Raw genomic sequence first — 16,950 nt, 5'->3', positions numbered from 1 at the left:
CGTCGGTTTCCGTGGCATCCGGAAACGGCGTTCGGCACACACGACTCTCGCGGTCGGTGTCAGGTGAGTCAGGAATGGTTGTAAAGCACTCCAGTGTCCAGCGATGTGCGGCCAAATGGGCCGGCGTCGCGACGACGTCTCCTGCTTGCTGTCGGAACAGAAGCAATGGTTCGGGAGGAGGAATCAGGCATCGGTAGCGGACGGAATGAAGCGTCTGTGAAAGCCTTTGCTACGCAATCCGATGCTGTGCATCTCCACCCAACACGCATACTTTGAAAATCGGGTGCCGCTCGCAGAATCCGGGGAGCGGGTTGTCGATTATCGCGATTCCCATAGGGGGCACGCATCATGTCTTCAAGGCTTGTTTCGCAACTTCTCCGCTACTTGAGGGAAGCTCCGTCGGACGGCCTCACGTCCTAGAACATTTTTTTTGCCGGTCTGGGTTGGCGGTATCGCTGGCATCCCTGGACCTGACCGCTTTTGGCGGCGTTCGCGACTATAACAGCAATGTTTAAGTGCTTCAATTCCATGAAAATTGATATGATGCCACGATGACCAATACCCCCTCCCAGACCTCCGGTGTGCAAATACTCGAGGTCGCGCCGGAACTTGCCGGCCAGCGCATTGATAACTTTCTCCGCAACCAGCTCAAAGGCGTGCCCAAGACGTTGATCTACCGCATCTTGCGCAAGGGCGAGGTGCGTGTGAACAAAGGGCGCATCAAGCCTGAGTACAAGTTGCAAGCCGGTGATCTGGTGCGTGTGCCGCCGCTGCGCCTGGCCGAGCGCGACGAGCCTGAGCCGCTTGCTCAAGGACTGTTGGAAAGGCTGGAAAAGGCCATCGTGCACGAGGACAAGGCGCTCATCGTACTGAATAAACCGGCCGGCATAGCTGTGCATGGTGGTAGCGGACTCAGCTACGGGGTGATCGAGGCTTTGCGGCAGCTGCGCCCTGATGCCAAGGAGCTTGAATTGGTGCATCGACTGGATCGCGATACCTCCGGTCTGCTGATGGTCGCCAAGAAGCGCAGCATGTTGCGCCACCTGCATCAGGCGTTGCGCGGTGACGGTGTAGACAAGCGTTATATGGCTCTGGTGCGTGGCCGCTGGGAAACCTCGAAGAAGCAGGTCAATGCGCCGTTGCTGAAGAACACGCTGCGCTCTGGTGAGCGAATGGTCGAGGTGACCGAGGATGGCAAGGAAGCGCTGACATTGTTTCGCGTGCTTCGTCGCTTTGGTGACTTCGCAACACTAGTGGAGGCCAAGCCAGTTACCGGTCGCACGCACCAGATTCGTGTGCACGCGCGCCATGCCGGGCACAGCATCGCTGGCGACAGCAAGTACGGTGATGAGGAGTTCACTCGCGAGATTCGCGAACTAGGCGGCAAGCGATTGTTCCTGCACGCATACGCGCTGAAGGTTCCGCTGCCTGATGGCGGTGAGTTATCCCTGGAGGCGCCCGTCGACGAAATGTGGGCGCGAACGCTGGAGCGTCTCGGTGAGTGAGTACCGGGTTCTGATATTTGATTGGGATGGCACGCTGGTCGACTCGATCGGGCGTATTGTTGAGTCGATACATGTTGCGGCGCAAAATTGTGGTTTGCCGCAGGTCGATGATGCCTCGGTCAAAGGCATCATCGGGTTGGCCTTGCCGGAAGCGATTGGCGTGTTGTATCCGGATCAGGCGGATGTCGCGCTGATCGAGGATTTTCGTCACTGCTATAGCGAGTATTATCTGTCCCTGGAGACCCAGCCTTCAGCTCTTTATCCGGGAGTCGCCAAGGCGCTATCCGAGTTTCGTGACGCCGGGTATATGCTCGCTGTCGCGACTGGAAAGGGGCGTCGCGGCCTTGATCGCGTTTTGGCTGGGCAGGGGTGGGAGGACTTCTTCGATATCACCCGTTGTTCGGACGAGACGGCAAGCAAGCCCGATCCACTGATGATCCACCAGATTCTTTCTCACTGCGGTGCTCGTCCGGAGCAGGCGCTGATGGTCGGTGATTCGGTGTTTGACCTGCAGATGGCTCATCGCGCGGGTGTGGATGGCGTAGCTGTCGCTTATGGCGCACAGCCACTGCACATCTTGCAGCAGTGTAAGCCGCGCACTGCGATCAATCATTTTTCGGAGCTTGGTGATTGGCTGCGCTCCTTGGCGGTTTCTGAGGTGAATGCAAATGTCGGATGAGTGGAAGGCTCCGGTAGACGAGTCCAAGGGTGATCGTAACAGCTGGAAGCTGCTGGAGAAGACGCTGCTTGCAGGGGTTCAGGAGCAGCGGCGCGCTAGGCGCTGGGGTATCTTCTTCAAGTTATTGACCTTCATTTACCTGTTCGGCGCGCTGGCACTGTTTTCCCCGGCGCTGCAGTTTGGTTCCAGCAAGGGCGCGGAGGGTAGTCATACGGCGGTCATCAATGTGCGCGGCATGATCGCGGATGAAGAGCCTGCCAGCGCCGATAACGTCGTCGGTGCCTTGCGGGCGGCCTTCGAGGACGCCAATACCAAGGGTGTGGTGCTGCGAATCAACAGCCCGGGGGGCAGTCCGGTGCAGTCGGGCTATATCTATGACGAAATCCGGCGTTTGCGCGGCGAACATCCGGCCATCAAGGTTTATGCGGTAATTACCGACCTGGGGGCGTCGGGTGCGTACTACATCGCTAGCGCCGCGGACGAGATTTATGCTGACAAGTCCAGTCTAGTGGGGTCGATCGGTGTAACCGCGGCCACCTTTGGCTTCGTTGAAACCATGGAAAAGCTCGGCGTCGAGCGGCGTGTCTATACGGCGGGTGAGCACAAGGCTTTTCTGGATCCGTTCCAGCCGGAAAAGCCTGAGGAGACCCAGTTCTGGCGAGGCGTGCTGGCTACCACCCATCAGCAGTTCATCGACAGCGTCAAGCGTGGTCGCGGCGATCGCCTTCAGGAGGAGCAGCATCCGGAGTTGTTCTCAGGTCTGATCTGGTCTGGGGAGCAGGCATTGGAGCTCGGGCTGATCGATGGTTTGGGAAGTACGGCGCATGTCGCGCGCGAGGTGATCGGTGAGCCCGAGCTGGTGGACTTCACTGTCAAAGAGTCGCCGCTGGATCGTTTTACCAAGAAACTTGGTGCTGGCGTCGCCGAACGCTTGGCTGTTCTGGTTGGGGTGCAGGGGCCGGTGTTGCGATAGAAGCCGGCTCGCGCTCACGGAACGTCGTAGCCTGCGTTCAGTAGCATGTCCACCAGGCGGATGAGTGGAAGGCCTACCAGGCTGGTAACGTCCTCGCCTTCGGTGGCGCGGAAAAGACTGATGCCTAATCCTTCAGCCTTGAAACTGCCCGCGCAATCGTAGGGCTTTTCAATTCTCAGATAGCGCTCGATTCGGGCTTCATCTAGTTCTCTGAAGTGTACGGTGAACGGTATGCAGTCGGCCTGAATTCTGCCTGTCGCGCTGTCGAGGAGCGCCAGTCCGGTCAGAAATCGGACGCTGTTGCCGCTGGCGGATTGCAGTTGCTGTTTTGCCCGCTCGAACGTGTGCGGTTTGCCGATAATCTTCGAGTCCAATACTGCAGCCTGATCGGAGCCGATAATCAGGTGATTCGGATACCGCTCGGCAAGCGCTCTGGCCTTCTGTTCTGCGAGTCGGTTTACGAGTTGTTCGGCGCTTTCTCCGGGTAGATGGGTTTCATCGATATCCGGGGCGCAGCTTTCGAACGGCAGCCCCAGCCGGGAGAGCAATTCCTGTCGATAGGGTGAGCTGGATGCAAGCAGCAGGCGGCGCATGATTCCTCCTTTATATATAGGTGCGAGATTGTATGCGTTGCGTCGTGAAGCTGGGCGGAATTCCTTTGACAGGCTGCGGGCGCGTCCCTAGAATGCCGCGCTTATGTTGAAAGGACCGATACCACCGCACGTTGATCCGCGCAAGCTCGCCGACCGAGCGGCCACCCTAGCCGGTGAGCTGCAATTGTCGCAGCTGAAGCGGCTCGCCGATCCTCTTGAGGATGATCAGGGTGTGGTGCGCGCCAGTTTTGCCTTTGGGCGCGACGAGCAGCGTACTGCGGTTATCCGTAGTCAGCTCGACGTTGAAGTCAAAATGATTTGCCAGCGTTGTCTGGAGCCGGTTGTTCTGCCGATTCACAGCGAGTGCGATTACGCGGTTGTGAATGAAGGGGCGAGCAGCCAGCACCTGCCCAAAGGGTATGACGTGCTGGAAGTGGGAGAGGATCCTCTGGATCTGCTGGCGCTGGTCGAAGACGAGCTGTTGCTCGCTCTGCCGATTGTTCCACTCCATGACCCTGAAATTTGCCAGCCGCCGGTTGGGCCAGATGAGCCTGAACCGAGTGAGGACGAGGTAACGCGGTCCAACCCGTTCAGCGTACTGGCGCAGTTAAAGCGTGACCCAAACGTTTAGGAGTTGATCCAAATGGCTGTTCAGCAGAACAAAAAATCCCGTTCCGCCCGTGACATGCGTCGTTCCCATGACGCTCTCGAGCCGAACGCGCTGTCCGTGGAAAAGAGCACCGGTGAAGTTCACCTGCGTCACCACGTGTCCCCGGACGGTTTCTACCGTGGTCGCAAGGTGATCGACAAGGGCGCTGACGAGTAATCCTTGTCCGCTCCGGTCATCGCGATCGATGCAATGGGTGGGGACTTCGGTCCCCACTGCATTGTTCCGGCCAGTCTGTCCTGTCTGGCTGAAAGCCCCTCGCTGCATCTGGTCCTTGTCGGCCAATCTTCCCTTCTCGAACAGCTTGTCGCCCAGCATCCTGGGGTCGATCGTTCGCGCCTGAAAATCGTCGATGCGCCTGAAATCATTGGTATGGCTGAACGCCCTGCTCAGGCATTGCGTGGCAAGCCGCGCTCTTCCATGCGTATTGCCCTCGAGCAGGTTCGCGACGGTAAAGCTAATGCTTGTGTAAGCGCCGGTAACACCGGCGCGCTGATGGCATTGGCGCGCCAGGTTCTGAAAACGCTGCCAGGTATCGATCGGCCGGCGATGGTGACAGCGCTCCCTACGCAGGCTGACCCATGCCTGCTGCTGGACCTGGGCGCAAATGTCGATTGCCCGCCCGAGCAGCTTTTCCAGTTTGCTGTCATGGGGGCTGTGGCGGCCGAATCGCTGGGACGACAGCAGCCTAGGGTCGCGCTGCTGAATGTCGGTACCGAAGAGATCAAGGGCAATCAGCAGGTCAAGCAAGCTGCGCTGCTGTTGCAGCAGGCCACTGATCTCAACTATCAGGGCTTCATCGAGGGGGATGGGCTGTATCGCGGTGAAGCCGACGTGGTCGTATGCGATGGCTTTGTCGGCAACATATTGCTCAAATCCAGCGAGGGCTTGGCTGGGATGCTGGTCGCCAGAGTCGAGGCGCTTTTCAAGCGTTCGCTTGGCGCGCGCATTGTCGGTGCTGTCGTATTGCCGTTGTTGCGCCGTCTGCGGGCGGATCTCAATCCGGCTCAGTACAACGGTGCGAGCTTTCTCGGGCTGCAGGGAATTGTCGTCAAGAGTCATGGTAGTGCTGGTGCGGACGGCTTCGAAGCAGCGATCCGGCGCGCGGCGCAGGATGTCGAGCATGATCTCCCTGAGCAACTGAGGAGCAGGCTGGGACATTTTCTGCGGCCACCTCATCCGTACGATGATGTGAATGATGTGACCGCAGGTGGTGGCCAGCCATCCAACTGAAATTCGCAACGCCGGTCACTGGCGTATTCTTCAGACGAACAGAATCACAAGAGAGTCGTTTCATGTCCGCATCACTTGCTTTCGTCTTTCCCGGTCAGGGGTCTCAGTCCCTTGGCATGCTGGCCGAGCTGGGTGCCCAGCAAAGCGTGGTCGTCGATACTTTTGCCGAGGCATCTTCGGCGCTCGGGTACGACCTTTGGGCGTTGACCCAGACCGGTCCGGAAGAACAGCTGAATCAGACCGACAAGACCCAGCCGGCGATTCTTGCCGCCTCCATTGCAATCTGGCGTTTGTGGCAGACAGAAGGCGGCGCGCGGCCCGCATTCGTTGCCGGACACAGCCTCGGTGAGTACTCCGCTCTGGTTGCGGCGGGCAGCCTGCCGTTCGCTGACGCCATCAAGCTGGTTGAATTGCGCGGTCAATTGATGCAGCAGGCAGTGCCGGCCGGGCAGGGCGGCATGGCCGCCATTCTCGGGCTGGAAGATGCCGATGTATTGGCCGCCTGTGCCGAGGCTGCGCAAGGTGAGGTGGTCAGTGCGGTCAACTTCAACGCTCCGGGTCAGGTGGTTATTGCCGGCAGTGCGGCGGCGGTAGAGCGCGCGATCGAAGTGTGCAAGGCCAAAGGTGCCAAGCGTGCGATGCCTTTGCCGGTGAGTGTCCCCTCTCACTGCGATCTGATGCGCCCGGCTGCCGAACGCTTCGCTTCCTCGGTGGAGTCGATCGAATGGCAAGCGCCGCAGATTCCGTTGGTGCAGAACGTCAGCGCAGCAGTCGTCGCGGATCTGGAAGTGCTCAAGCGTGATCTGCTGGCACAGCTCTACAGTCCGGTGCGCTGGGTCGAGTCCATGGTTGCTCTGGGAGACCGTGGCGTCACCTCGCTGGTCGAGTGCGGCCCCGGCAAGGTTCTGTCGGGCCTCAACAAACGCTGCGTCAAGGGCGTCAGCACCTACAATCTGGATACCCCCGAGGCCTTCGCGGCCGCTCGTGCCGCATTGGCTTGAACAAGGAGAATGCTATGAATCTGCAAGGTAAGGTGGCGTTGGTTACCGGCGCGAGCCGCGGTATTGGCCAGGCCATTGCCCTTGAGTTGGGCCGCCAGGGCGCGATCGTAATTGGTACTGCGACCACGCCAAACGGCGCCGAGCGCATCGCCGAGACACTGAAGGAAAACGGTATCGAAGGCGCTGGGCTGGTGCTCGATGTTGGCAACGATGAATCTGTCAGCAGCACTCTTGAGCACATTCAGCAGCATCTCGGACAGCCGGCAATTCTGGTCAACAATGCCGGTATTACCCGCGATAACTTGATGCTGCGCATGAAGGATGATGAGTGGCATGACGTCATCAACACCAACCTGAATAGCCTGTATCGCCTTTCCAAGGCCGTGCTGCGTGGCATGACCAAGGCTCGCTGGGGTCGAATCATCAATATCGGTTCGGTGGTTGGTGCCATGGGCAACGCCGGACAGGTAAACTACGCGGCAGCCAAGGCCGGTCTGGAGGGTTTCAGCCGTGCATTGGCTCGTGAGGTCGGTTCTCGTGGTATCACGGTGAATTCCGTGGCGCCTGGTTTCATCGATACCGACATGACTCGCGAGTTGCCGGAAGCCCAGCGTGATGCGCTCGTGGGGCAGATTCCCCTGGGGCGTCTCGGTCAGGCCGAAGAAATTGCAAAGGTCGTTGCGTTTCTCGCTTCGGACGGCGCTGCCTACGTCACCGGTGCTACCGTTCCGGTGAATGGCGGCATGTACATGAGCTGAGTGTGACGCCCTACGCAGGAGGACAGTCTTAGAGGCTGTCTTTAAATTAGCTATAAAACCGCAGCTGGTTTATAGACAGAAGGTTGAAGGCGGCGTCATGCTTGCCTGCTTCCAGCTTGAAATGCGGAAAACGCTTTCTATACACTACCGCGCAAACCAGCTGCCTGATTTTTCCATAGGAGTGAAAACAAGGTATGAGCACCATCGAAGAACGCGTCAAGAAAATCGTTGCCGAGCAACTTGGCGTTAAAGAAGAGGAAGTAACCAACAGCGCTTCCTTCGTCGAAGACCTGGGTGCCGACTCTCTTGACACCGTTGAGCTGGTGATGGCTCTGGAAGAGGAATTCGAGACCGAGATCCCGGACGAGCAAGCTGAGAAGATCACCACCGTTCAGGAAGCCATCGATTACATCAACGCGCACGCGCAGTAAGTTGTAATCTGCTTCAGAAACAGGAACAGCCGCACTGCCTTTGAACGAGGTAGTGCGGCTTTTCTTTGAGAGGGATTCATCCAGGTCGCGGGGGCTCCATTGCACCCAACCGGGGATGGTTCCTGTCTTGGCGGGAACCGAGCCAAGTACGTTTAGGTATAGGAGTAATCGCTGTGTCGCGTAGACGCGTCGTAGTCACCGGGATGGGCATGCTATCGCCACTGGGTAACGATGTGCCAAGCAGCTGGCAGGGAATTCTCGCCGGCCGCAGTGGTATCGGCCTGATCGAGCACATGGATCTTTCTGCCTATTCCACTCGTTTTGGCGGGTCGATCAAAAGCTTCGATGTCGAGCAGTATCTGCCGGCAAAAGAGGCACGCAAGCTCGACCTCTTCATTCAGTACGGCCTTGCCGCGAGTTTCCAGGCGGTGCGTGATTCCGGGCTGGAGGTCACTGACGCCAATCGGGAGCGCATCGGCGTCGCGATGGGGTCCGGTATCGGCGGCCTGACCAATATCGAAAACAGCTGCAAGGCACTTATCGAGCAAGGTCCGCGGCGTATATCTCCCTTCTTCGTGCCGGGCTCCATCATCAACATGGTGTCTGGTTTCCTGTCGATCCATCTGGGATTGCAGGGCCCCAACTATGCGATCGCTACCGCCTGTACCACGGGCACCCACTGCATTGGCATGGCCGCCCGTAACATTGCCTATGGCGAGGCGGATGTCATGGTGGCCGGCGGTTCCGAGATGGCTGCCAGTGGGCTTGGTATCGGAGGCTTTGCGGCAGCACGCGCACTGTCCACCCGCAACGATGACCCGGCGGCTGCGAGCCGGCCCTGGGACAAGGGGCGCGACGGTTTCGTCCTCTCCGATGGTGCCGGTGCGCTGGTGCTGGAGGAGCTGGAGCATGCCAAAGCCCGGGGGGCGCACATCTACGCCGAACTGATCGGTTTCGGCATGAGCGCCGATGCGTACCACATGACCTCGCCGCCCGACGACGGCGCCGGTGCTGCGCGCTGCATCCGCAATGCGCTGAAGGACTCCCAGTTGAATGTCGATCAGGTGCATTACATCAATGCACACGGCACCTCGACTCCCGCAGGTGACAAGGCCGAGGCTGCTGCTATTCGCAGCGTATTTGGTGATCACGCCTATGAGCTGTCGGTCAGTTCCACCAAATCCATGGTCGGCCACCTGCTGGGTGCTGCCGGTGCGGTGGAAGCGATCTTCAGTGTTCTGGCTATTCGTGATCAGGTCGCGCCGCCGACCATCAATCTGCATGAGCCGGATGAAGGCTGCGACCTCGATTTCGTTCCGCACGAGGCCAAGCCCCGACCGATCGAAGTGGCGGTGTCCAACTCGTTCGGTTTTGGCGGAACCAACGGTTCGCTGGTATTCCGCCGGTTCGCCGAGTGACATTGAGCTGGCTGAACGGGGAGCCCTGTGATGGGCTGCCCATTCATGATCGAGGACTGGCCTACGGCGATGGGCTGTTCGAGACTATTCGCGTCGCAGGTGGCCAGGCGCGGTTGGTTGAACGCCATCTGCAGCGGCTGCAAGATGGCTGTGAGCGCCTTGCCATTCCCGTTGATGCAAATCTGCTGCGCAATGAGCTGATGCGCTTCTGCCGGGCACTGGGGCAGGGCGTCGCCAAGCTCATCGTCACGCGTGGCGCCGGACAGCGTGGTTATGCAACGCCACAGCCGTGTCAGCCGCAGCGTCTGCTGTTAGGCTCGTCCTCTCCAGCTTATCCGCCACAGCATGCTGAAACCGGCATCAGGCTATTTCCGTGCGAGACCCGGCTTGCCGAGCAACCGCGACTCGCCGGCATCAAGCATCTGAATCGCCTGGAACAGGTGTTGGCGCGTGCCGAGTGGCATGATCCGGTCTACGCGGAAGGGTTGATGCGCGATATGTCCGGCCGGGTGGTGGAGGGCGTTTTCAGCAATCTGTTCATCGTGGAAGCCGGCAAACTGCGTACCGCGCCGCTGACTCGTTGCGGAGTCGCTGGGGTCATGCGTGCGGAGATCATTGCGCGCGCAGCACAGCACGGGCTCCCGGTCGTGATCGACGACATCAGCTATGCCGAGCTTGTGCAGGCCGATGAGGTATTCCTCTGCAACAGCCTTTACGGCATCTGGCCCGTGACAGCTTTGGCCGAGTGCGTCTGGCCCGTCGGTCCGCTGACCCGTAAACTGCAGTCCGTTGTCGCCGACCTGTTGAGTGATTCGTGATCCGTAAAATTCTTGTTCTGCTGCTGACAGTGTTGCTGTTGGCGGCGATTGCGCTCGGGCTGTTCACCTGGAAACAGCATGCTGCGCTCGAGCAGCCTCTGGCCGTTCCCGACGAGGCCCTGCTGCTCGACGTGCGTCCGGGCGATACGCCCAGTGGCGTGCTTCAGCGATTGGAGGCCGAAGGCGTACTGGAGGATGCCTTCTGGTTGCGTTTGTATTGGCGTTTGAACCTGTCCGGGCAGAGCTTGCATACCGGCGAGTATCGCCTGTCCCCCACTATGACGGCGCGGGACATGATTGGGCTTTGGCAGCGTGGCGAAGTGGTGCAATACAGCCTGACCCTGGTCGAGGGCTGGAATTTCCGCCAGTTGCGTAGCGCCCTGCAAAATCAGCCCAAGCTGGAGCAAACCCTGGATGGTTTGACTGATGCCGAAATCATGTCGCGCATAGGTGCATCTGGCCAGCACCCGGAAGGGCGCTTCTTCCCAGATACCTATCGTTTCACCCGCGGCACATCCGATGCAGACCTCTTGCGCCGTGCCTACGCCCGGCTGGAGCAGGTCCTCGAGGAGGAGTGGCAGCAGCGCGCCGAAGGCCTGCCTTACAAGGACGCCTATCAGGCGCTGATCATGGCCTCGATCATCGAGAAGGAAACCGGCGTGCCCGGTGAGCGTGGAGAGATTGCCGGCGTCTTTGTGCGCAGGCTGGCGCGGGGCATGCTGCTGCAGACCGACCCAACCGTTATCTACGGCATGGGTGAGAAGTACAAGGGCCGGATCACCCGCACCGATCTGCGCACGCCGACACCCTACAATACCTACACCAATGCCGGCCTGCCGCCGACCCCGATCGCGATGGTCGGGCGCGAGGCGATCCACGCCGCGCTGAATCCGGCGGATGGCACCAGTCTCTACTTCGTCGCCCGTGGCGATGGCAGCCATGTTTTCAGCGATACGCTCAATCAGCACAACCGTGCGGTGCGCGAGTATCAGCTCAAGCGCCGCGCCGACTACCGCTCCAGCCCGCCGCCACGGCAGGCACCGGCGGACAACGGAAGCGTACAATGAAAGGACTCTTCGTGACCCTCGAAGGCCCTGAAGGGGCCGGGAAGAGCACCAATCGTGAATATCTCGCCGAGCGCCTGCGCGCATGTGGCGTGGATGTCGTGCTGACCCGTGAGCCCGGCGGGACGCCGCTGGCCGAGCGTATCCGCGAGCTGCTTCTCCCCCCGGCCGACGAGCCGATGGCGGTGGATACCGAGTTGCTGCTGGTCTTCGCCGCACGTGCTCAGCATCTCGCGCAGGTCATACGTCCGGCACTGGAGCGCGGGGCGGTGGTGCTCTGCGATCGTTTCACCGATGCCACCTATGCCTATCAGGGCGGGGGTCGAGGGCTTTCTATCGAGCGGATCGCCCAGCTGGAAGTCTTCGTGCAGGGCGAGCTGCGACCTGATCTGACCTTGATCTTCGATCTGCCGGTCGAGGTGGGGCTGGCCCGTGCTGCGGCGCGCGGTCGTCTGGATCGCTTCGAACAGGAAGGCCTCCGCTTCTTCGAATCGGTACGGCGCGCCTATCTGGAGCGCGCCAAGGCTGCGCCGTCGCGTTATCGAATCATCGATGCAGGGCAGCCATTGAATGTCGTGCAGCAGGATGTACAGGCCCTGATTCCCGACCTGATGGGGCGCCTCGATGGCTGACGTCCTCCCCTGGCAGGCGGAGCTCTGGCGGCAGTTGGCAGGTCGTACGCAGCATGCTCACGCTTACCTGCTGCACGGTCCTGGCGGCATCGGCAAGCGGCAGCTGGCCGAGCAATTGATGGCGCTGCTGCTTTGCCAGCGGCCCGTGAACGCCACGGCCTGTGGTGAATGCAAGGCTTGTCAGCTGTTGGCTGCACATACGCACCCGGACCATTACATCCTCGAGCCGGAAGAGGTCGACAAGGCCATACGGGTCGACCAGGTGCGTGATCTGGTCGGCTTCGTCACCCAGACTGCGCAGCTGGGTGGGCGCAAGGTGATACTGCTGGAGCCCGCCGAGGCGATGAATCTCAATGCGGCCAACGCATTGCTCAAGAGCCTTGAGGAGCCCTCCGGCGATACGGTACTGCTGCTCATCAGCCACCAGCCGAGTCGCCTGTTGCCGACCATCAAGAGCCGTTGCGTGCAGCAGGCCTGCCCTCTGCCGGGACGGCAACAGAGTCTCGACTGGCTGGCTGGACAGCTCCCCGAGCTGGCAGCGGAGCTGCGTGAGCAGCTACTGACACTGGCGGCGGGGTCACCTCTGGCCGCCTTGAAGATGCATGAGCAGAAAGTACTGGACTTGCGCGCGCAGGTTGTCGACAGCGTGAAGAAGCTGCTCAAGCAGCAACAGTCACCCAGTCAGCTGGCTGAGGGCTGGAATGCGCTGCCGCTGATCCTGCTGTTCGACTGGTTTTGCGAGTGGACGCATCTGATCCTGCGGTATCAGATGGCCGGTGATGATGCTGAGCTCGGTGCAGCCGATATGCAGAAGGTGTTGCAGTACCTTGCGCAGAAGTCAGCGCAACACAAAGTGATGGCGCTGCAGGACTGGCTACTCGAACATCGGCAAAAAGTGCTAGGCAAAGCCAACCTCAACCGTGTGTTGCTTCTCGAAGCGCTGCTGGTGCAGTGGGCAACGCTGCCCGGCGCGGGCTAGAATCGACTGGAATTTTCGTTAGGAACACCGCATGAGCCTGCCAGCAAATCTTGGTCCGCGTAATGGCATTCTGTCCCTGACCATCAAGGACAAGTCGGTGCTCTACGCCGCGTTCATGCCCTTCATCAAGCATGGAGGTCTGTTCATCCCGACCAACAAGAGCTACAAGCTTGGCGACGAAGTGTTCATGCTGCTCAACCTGATGGACGAGCCGGAAAAGATTCCCGTCGCCGGCAAGGTCGTCTGGATCACCCCAAAGGGTGCCCAGGGCAGTCGCGCCGCGGGAATTGGCGTGCAGTTCAACGAAGGCGACAGTACTGCACGCAACAAGATCGAAACCTATCTGGCCGGTGCGCTCAAATCCGACCGTCCGACCCACACGATGTAACGCTCTGAGTCACTGAACGCCATCCCTCGCCAGACGGCAGGGTTTTCGTTGGCCTTTCCTGACAACCGGCCATTTGCTCTACAATCGCCCCTTTTTCGCGATAGCAAGTAGTGCATTTCATGCTGGTAGATTCCCACTGTCACCTTGACCGACTCGACCTGACCGCACATGACGGTTCACTGGATGCCGCGTTGGACGCTGCGCGCTCGCGCGGTGTCGGGCATTTCCTCTGCATCGGCGTTAGCGCCGACAACGCAGCGGCGGTCAGATCGCTGTCCGAGCGCTATGCCGACGTGGATTGCTCGATCGGTGTTCATCCTCTGGATCTCGAGCCGGCGAGCCAGCCGGTGCTGGACTGGTTGCTTGGCGAGCTCCAGCACCCGCATGTGGTTGCCATTGGTGAAACCGGTCTGGATTACCACTACGAGCCCGAAGCTGCGCAGATGCAGCAGCAGTCCTTCCGGCTGCATCTTGAAGCAGCCAGGCTGACCGGCAAACCGGTCATCGTGCACACCCGGGCTGCCCGCGCCGATACGCTGGATCTGCTGCGTGAAGCGGCGCTGCCGCAGGCGGGTGTATTGCATTGCTTTACCGAGGACTGGGACATGGCCAAGGCTGCGCTTGATCTCGGTTTCTATATCTCGCTGTCGGGGATCGTCACGTTCCGAAATGCCGATGCGCTGCGCGATGTGGCCCGCAGAGTGCCGGCTGATCGCTTGCTGGTCGAAACCGATTCGCCGTATCTGGCGCCGGTTCCCCACCGTGGCAAAGCCAACCTGCCGCAGTATGTGCGGGAGGTCGCCGAGTTTGTTGCGGAGTTGCGTGGCGTTCCATTCGAGGCGCTGGCTGAGCAAACCACTGCCAACTTCAAGACATTGTTCCCGCTGGCCAGGGTGCGCAGCTGACGTCGCCGCCGCGCAGGATTGATGCTTTCCAGCACGTCCGGTGCGCTGCCTTCCTTCTCGCCGTCACGAGCGGCGTTTTTCTTGCCCTGAAGATCCACAAGGTGGCGTATGACCGCTGAAACGCTGCACACCGGACCGCTCCAGCGCGGTCTGAAGAATCGCCATATCCAGCTGATCGCCCTGGGCGGAGCGATTGGAACGGGACTGTTCCTGGGCTCGGCCGGAGTTCTGAGAAGTGCCGGCCCGTCGATGATCCTGGGTTATGCGATCGGTGGCTTCATCGCTTTTCTGATCATGCGCCAGCTGGGGGAGATGATCGTCGAGGAGCCGGTCGCAGGGTCGTTCAGCCATTTCGCACACAAATATGGCGGCGGTTATGCGGGGTTCCTTTCCGGCTGGAACTACTGGGTGCTGTACGTCCTGGTGGGCATGGCCGAGCTGACGGCGGTCGGCAAGTACGTACAGTTCTGGTGGGCTGATATTCCCGCCTGGGCCACAGCCGCTGCGTTCTTCGTGCTGATCAATCTGATCAATCTCAGCAACGTCAAGGCTTTCGGTGAGGCCGAGTTCTGGTTTGCCATCGTCAAGGTCGCCGCCATCGTCGGCATGATCCTGCTCGGGCTTTTCCTGCTGGTCAGTGGCGAGGGGGGCGAGCAGGCAAGCATCAGCAACCTGTGGACGCACGGTGGCTTCTTCCCTAACGGCTTCAGTGGCATGCTGCTGGCGCTGGCGATCATCATGTTCTCCTTCGGTGGACTGGAGCTGGTCGGCATCACGGCGGCAGAAGCGGCGGAGCCAAAAACCGTGATTCCCAAGGCGATCAATCAGGTCGTCTATCGCATTCTGATCTTCTACATAGGCGCGCTGACGGTGCTGCTGGCGCTGTATCCCTGGGACGCGCTGTTGCAGACGCTGGGCTCCGCGGGCGACCCCTACAGCGGCAGCCCCTTCGTGCAGATATTTTCGCTGATCGGCAGCGATGCGGCGGCGCATCTGCTGAACTTCGTCGTGCTGACGGCTGCGCTTTCGGTCTACAACAGCGGCGTGTATTGCAACAGCCGCATGCTGTACGGCCTGGCAGAGCAGGGCGATGCGCCGCGCAGCCTGATGAAGATCAATGCCCGCGGTGTCCCGGTGCTAGCGGTGGGCGTGTCGGCCCTGGTAACCCTGCTCTGCGTGGCGGTGAACTACCTGTTTCCGCAGGGCGCGCTCGAACTGCTGATGTCCCTTGCGGTGGCTGCGCTGGTAATCAACTGGGCGATGATCAGCCTTGCGCACCTGAAATTTCGTCGTGCCATGCAGCGCCAGGGCGTTGAGCCGAGCTTCAAGGCGTTCTGGTTCCCGCTGAGCAATTACCTGTGCCTGGCCTTTGTCAGCGGGATCCTGATCATCATGCTGTGGCTACCCGGCATCCGCATGTCGGTGTTCGCGATTCCGGTCTGGGTCGGGTTTCTCTGGCTGTGCTACCGATTGCGGACTCGTTTGCTGGCGCAGCCCCAGACCTGAGAGCAAAAAAAACCCGGTTTCCAGGGAAGCCGGGCCAAGACCATTAGGAGTATGAAATCGCAATCCTAGCGACCTCATCTGGCTGGGCAGTGGGGGGATTGCCCGGCCAGTTACTCAAGTATTAACGCTGCTCCGTGGGTTTGCCGGCGGATTTCCCTGATTTTTAAACGCATTTGGAATACAAGTCTCGCTGGCTGATCGCCTTCAGTGCGCAGCCAGGTCATGCAAAAGGCCTAGCGTTTCGTCTATGACGTGCTCCGGCGTGTAGAAATGTGGCGAGAAGCGAATGCCGCCGCCGCGTTGTGCACACACCACCTGTTCAGTCTTGAGTCGCTCGAACAGAGCGGCATTGGGCCAGCCGTCGAGGCGGAACGTGACGATGCCGGAGCGTCTCTCCGCTTGGCCTGGCGAGAGGGTTTCTACTCCTTTCAGGTTGCTGATTCCGTGAGTCAGCCATTCGATTCGCTCGTCCAGCGATCTGGCGACTTGCTCCATCCCCACTTCCTCCAGCAGCGACAGGCTGGCTTCGAGTGCCATTGCCCCCAGCATGTTCGGGCTGCCGCACTCGAACCGCCTGGCACTGCGTGCGGGCTCCCAGTCGCTACGGTCGTAGTCGCCGGCGTGCTCCAGCATGTGCCAGCCGTACTCGTGCAGTTTCAGTTGCTCGCGTAGGTCGCTGCGACAATAGAAAACACCGAGTCCTTCCGGGCCGAGCATCCACTTGTGACCATCCGCCATGGCGAAGGCGCAACGGTTCTGCTGGACATCGAAGGGCAGGGCGCCCAATTGCTGGATTGCATCGATGCACAGAAGCACGCCGCGTTGCTCGCAGCCTTCGCCCACGCGCGGAAGATCCAACCGCATGCCGCTCGCATATTGCACGGCGCTGATCGACATCAGGCGTACCCGTGGACCACACGCTGCAAGGAGGTCAGCCTCGGGATCGACACCCTTGAGACTGACCTGAATGACTTCCACGCCGAGCGGCCGCAATGCCTCCCAGACCACCCGATTGGACGGAAACTCCTCGTCGCTGATCACGATCTGATCACCGCTTTTCCAGTCCAGCCCGAAGGCGACGAATGAGAGCGCTTCGGAGGTGTTCTTGACCAGCGCCACATCGGCACTGCTCGGCGCGTTGAGCAGTCTCGTCAGGCGTTGGCGCAGGCTGCGTTCCACTGTGAGCCATTCGGGGTAGTCGCGCGCGCCCAAGGTTGCATTCTGCTCGGCAAAGGCGCTCACGGCCCGAGCCGCCCGTCTGGGCCAGGGAGCGACGGCAGCATGGTTCAGATATCGCAAACCGACTATTTGCGGGAATTCGTCATTTATTTGAATCATGGTTGGATGTCCCGTGCATTTCATGACCGGTTAGGCATAATGGCTGCCTCGTTTTTCACCTC

Annotated in this window: 19 protein-coding genes; 17 read left to right on the top strand and 2 right to left on the bottom strand. The window is 60.2% G+C overall.

All coding sequences use genetic code 11. The features are described from left to right. Positions 1-551: 551 nt before the first annotated feature. Genes rluC through sppA form a run of 3 tightly spaced genes read left to right on the top strand, consistent with a single transcriptional unit; the run spans position 552 to position 3,157 of the window. Positions 552-1,505: a 23S rRNA pseudouridine(955/2504/2580) synthase RluC gene (rluC, locus tag F753_RS45185; RefSeq protein WP_014820901.1), complete on the top strand. Its 954-nt coding sequence runs from the start codon at positions 552-554 to the stop codon at positions 1,503-1,505. Further along, positions 1,498-2,184, top strand: a complete 687-nt coding sequence (locus F753_RS45180; protein WP_023446723.1) for an HAD-IA family hydrolase — start codon at positions 1,498-1,500, stop codon at positions 2,182-2,184. The genes rluC and F753_RS45180 overlap by 8 nt, the downstream gene beginning before the upstream one ends. Continuing rightward, the gene (sppA, locus tag F753_RS45175; RefSeq protein ID WP_023446722.1) at positions 2,174-3,157 is read left to right on the top strand and encodes a signal peptide peptidase SppA; all 984 of its coding nucleotides are present in this window, start codon (positions 2,174-2,176) and stop codon (positions 3,155-3,157) included. The genes F753_RS45180 and sppA overlap by 11 nt, the downstream gene beginning before the upstream one ends. Positions 3,158-3,171: 14 nt before the next feature. Here sppA and F753_RS45170 read toward each other — a convergent pair whose 3' ends face one another. Next, on the bottom strand, positions 3,172-3,750 hold the full coding sequence (locus F753_RS45170; protein WP_023446721.1) for a Maf family protein: 579 nt from the start codon (positions 3,748-3,750) through the stop codon (positions 3,172-3,174). 103 nt (positions 3,751-3,853) lie between these two features. On the opposite strand from F753_RS45170, the gene F753_RS49335 reads away from it, so the two are divergent. The 14 genes from F753_RS49335 (at position 3,854) to F753_RS45100 (ending at position 15,550) form a co-directional block, all read left to right on the top strand. After that, positions 3,854-4,381, top strand: coding sequence for a YceD family protein (locus F753_RS49335; RefSeq protein ID WP_014820897.1), 528 nt, complete (start codon positions 3,854-3,856; stop codon positions 4,379-4,381). A gap of 12 nt (positions 4,382-4,393) precedes the next feature. Continuing rightward, entirely contained in the window at positions 4,394-4,576 is a 183-nt protein-coding gene (rpmF, locus tag F753_RS45160; RefSeq protein ID WP_003293518.1) for a 50S ribosomal protein L32, read from the top strand. 3 nt (positions 4,577-4,579) lie between these two features. Then, the gene (gene plsX / locus F753_RS45155; RefSeq protein ID WP_023446719.1) at positions 4,580-5,650 is read left to right on the top strand and encodes a phosphate acyltransferase PlsX; all 1,071 of its coding nucleotides are present in this window, start codon (positions 4,580-4,582) and stop codon (positions 5,648-5,650) included. Between the two features lie 62 nt (positions 5,651-5,712). Further along, the gene (fabD, locus tag F753_RS45150) at positions 5,713-6,651 is read left to right on the top strand and encodes an ACP S-malonyltransferase (RefSeq protein ID WP_031298324.1); all 939 of its coding nucleotides are present in this window, start codon (positions 5,713-5,715) and stop codon (positions 6,649-6,651) included. A gap of 14 nt (positions 6,652-6,665) precedes the next feature. Then, a complete protein-coding gene (gene fabG / locus F753_RS45145) occupies positions 6,666-7,409 on the top strand; it encodes a 3-oxoacyl-ACP reductase FabG (RefSeq protein WP_023446717.1) in 744 nt (247 codons plus the stop codon). A gap of 194 nt (positions 7,410-7,603) precedes the next feature. Next, a complete protein-coding gene (acpP, locus tag F753_RS45140; RefSeq protein ID WP_003283670.1) occupies positions 7,604-7,840 on the top strand; it encodes an acyl carrier protein in 237 nt (78 codons plus the stop codon). Positions 7,841-8,013: 173 nt separating this feature from the next. Beyond that, positions 8,014-9,258 carry a beta-ketoacyl-ACP synthase II gene (gene fabF / locus F753_RS45135; RefSeq protein WP_031298320.1) on the top strand — a complete coding sequence of 415 codons (1,245 nt, stop codon included), beginning with the start codon at positions 8,014-8,016 and terminating at the stop codon, positions 9,256-9,258. A gap of 2 nt (positions 9,259-9,260) precedes the next feature. Further along, on the top strand, positions 9,261-10,076 hold the full coding sequence (pabC, locus tag F753_RS45130; RefSeq protein WP_023446715.1) for an aminodeoxychorismate lyase: 816 nt from the start codon (positions 9,261-9,263) through the stop codon (positions 10,074-10,076). Then, positions 10,073-11,143 (top strand): endolytic transglycosylase MltG, encoded by a 1,071-nt coding sequence (gene mltG, locus F753_RS45125; RefSeq protein WP_023446714.1) that lies wholly within the window; start codon positions 10,073-10,075, stop codon positions 11,141-11,143. The genes pabC and mltG overlap by 4 nt, the downstream gene beginning before the upstream one ends. After that, entirely contained in the window at positions 11,140-11,772 is a 633-nt protein-coding gene (tmk, locus tag F753_RS45120) for a dTMP kinase (RefSeq protein ID WP_023446713.1), read from the top strand. The genes mltG and tmk overlap by 4 nt, the downstream gene beginning before the upstream one ends. Next, a complete protein-coding gene (locus tag F753_RS45115) occupies positions 11,765-12,751 on the top strand; it encodes a DNA polymerase III subunit delta' (protein ID WP_023446712.1) in 987 nt (328 codons plus the stop codon). Before tmk ends, F753_RS45115 begins: the two co-directional genes overlap by 8 nt. A gap of 31 nt (positions 12,752-12,782) precedes the next feature. After that, on the top strand, positions 12,783-13,139 hold the full coding sequence (locus F753_RS45110; protein WP_003283656.1) for a PilZ domain-containing protein: 357 nt from the start codon (positions 12,783-12,785) through the stop codon (positions 13,137-13,139). A 119-nt stretch (positions 13,140-13,258) separates the two neighbouring features. Beyond that, the gene (locus F753_RS45105; protein ID WP_023446711.1) at positions 13,259-14,044 is read left to right on the top strand and encodes a TatD family hydrolase; all 786 of its coding nucleotides are present in this window, start codon (positions 13,259-13,261) and stop codon (positions 14,042-14,044) included. A gap of 108 nt (positions 14,045-14,152) precedes the next feature. Then, positions 14,153-15,550, top strand: a complete 1,398-nt coding sequence (locus F753_RS45100) for an amino acid permease (RefSeq protein WP_023446710.1) — start codon at positions 14,153-14,155, stop codon at positions 15,548-15,550. A gap of 204 nt (positions 15,551-15,754) precedes the next feature. Here the strand turns inward: F753_RS45100 and F753_RS45095 are convergent, their stop codons facing one another. Beyond that, positions 15,755-16,888, bottom strand: coding sequence for an aminotransferase class V-fold PLP-dependent enzyme (locus F753_RS45095; protein ID WP_031298318.1), 1,134 nt, complete (start codon positions 16,886-16,888; stop codon positions 15,755-15,757). Between the last annotated feature and the right edge of the window lie 62 nt (positions 16,889-16,950).

Origin of the sequence: Stutzerimonas chloritidismutans AW-1 (assembly GCF_000495915.1) — a bacterium.
Lineage (GTDB): Bacteria > Pseudomonadota > Gammaproteobacteria > Pseudomonadales > Pseudomonadaceae > Stutzerimonas > Stutzerimonas chloritidismutans.
This window is presented reverse-complemented; position numbering and strand designations above follow the sequence as displayed.

What these genes read in the sequence shown, in the direction of transcription:
- rluC (WP_014820901.1), top strand. Translation starts at nt 552, where the DNA reads ATGACCAATACCCCCTCCCAGACCTCCGGTGTGCAAATACTCGAGGTC.
- sppA (WP_023446722.1), top strand. Translation starts at nt 2,174, where the DNA reads ATGTCGGATGAGTGGAAGGCTCCGGTAGACGAGTCCAAGGGTGATCGT.
- F753_RS45170 (WP_023446721.1), bottom strand. Translation starts at nt 3,750, where the DNA reads ATGCGCCGCCTGCTGCTTGCATCCAGCTCACCCTATCGACAGGAATTG.
- F753_RS49335 (WP_014820897.1), top strand. Translation starts at nt 3,854, where the DNA reads ATGTTGAAAGGACCGATACCACCGCACGTTGATCCGCGCAAGCTCGCC.
- rpmF (WP_003293518.1), top strand. Translation starts at nt 4,394, where the DNA reads ATGGCTGTTCAGCAGAACAAAAAATCCCGTTCCGCCCGTGACATGCGT.
- fabD (WP_031298324.1), top strand. Translation starts at nt 5,713, where the DNA reads ATGTCCGCATCACTTGCTTTCGTCTTTCCCGGTCAGGGGTCTCAGTCC.
- fabG (WP_023446717.1), top strand. Translation starts at nt 6,666, where the DNA reads ATGAATCTGCAAGGTAAGGTGGCGTTGGTTACCGGCGCGAGCCGCGGT.
- acpP (WP_003283670.1), top strand. Translation starts at nt 7,604, where the DNA reads ATGAGCACCATCGAAGAACGCGTCAAGAAAATCGTTGCCGAGCAACTT.
- tmk (WP_023446713.1), top strand. Translation starts at nt 11,140, where the DNA reads ATGAAAGGACTCTTCGTGACCCTCGAAGGCCCTGAAGGGGCCGGGAAG.
- F753_RS45115 (WP_023446712.1), top strand. Translation starts at nt 11,765, where the DNA reads ATGGCTGACGTCCTCCCCTGGCAGGCGGAGCTCTGGCGGCAGTTGGCA.
- F753_RS45110 (WP_003283656.1), top strand. Translation starts at nt 12,783, where the DNA reads ATGAGCCTGCCAGCAAATCTTGGTCCGCGTAATGGCATTCTGTCCCTG.
- F753_RS45105 (WP_023446711.1), top strand. Translation starts at nt 13,259, where the DNA reads ATGCTGGTAGATTCCCACTGTCACCTTGACCGACTCGACCTGACCGCA.
- F753_RS45100 (WP_023446710.1), top strand. Translation starts at nt 14,153, where the DNA reads ATGACCGCTGAAACGCTGCACACCGGACCGCTCCAGCGCGGTCTGAAG.
- F753_RS45095 (WP_031298318.1), bottom strand. Translation starts at nt 16,888, where the DNA reads ATGATTCAAATAAATGACGAATTCCCGCAAATAGTCGGTTTGCGATAT.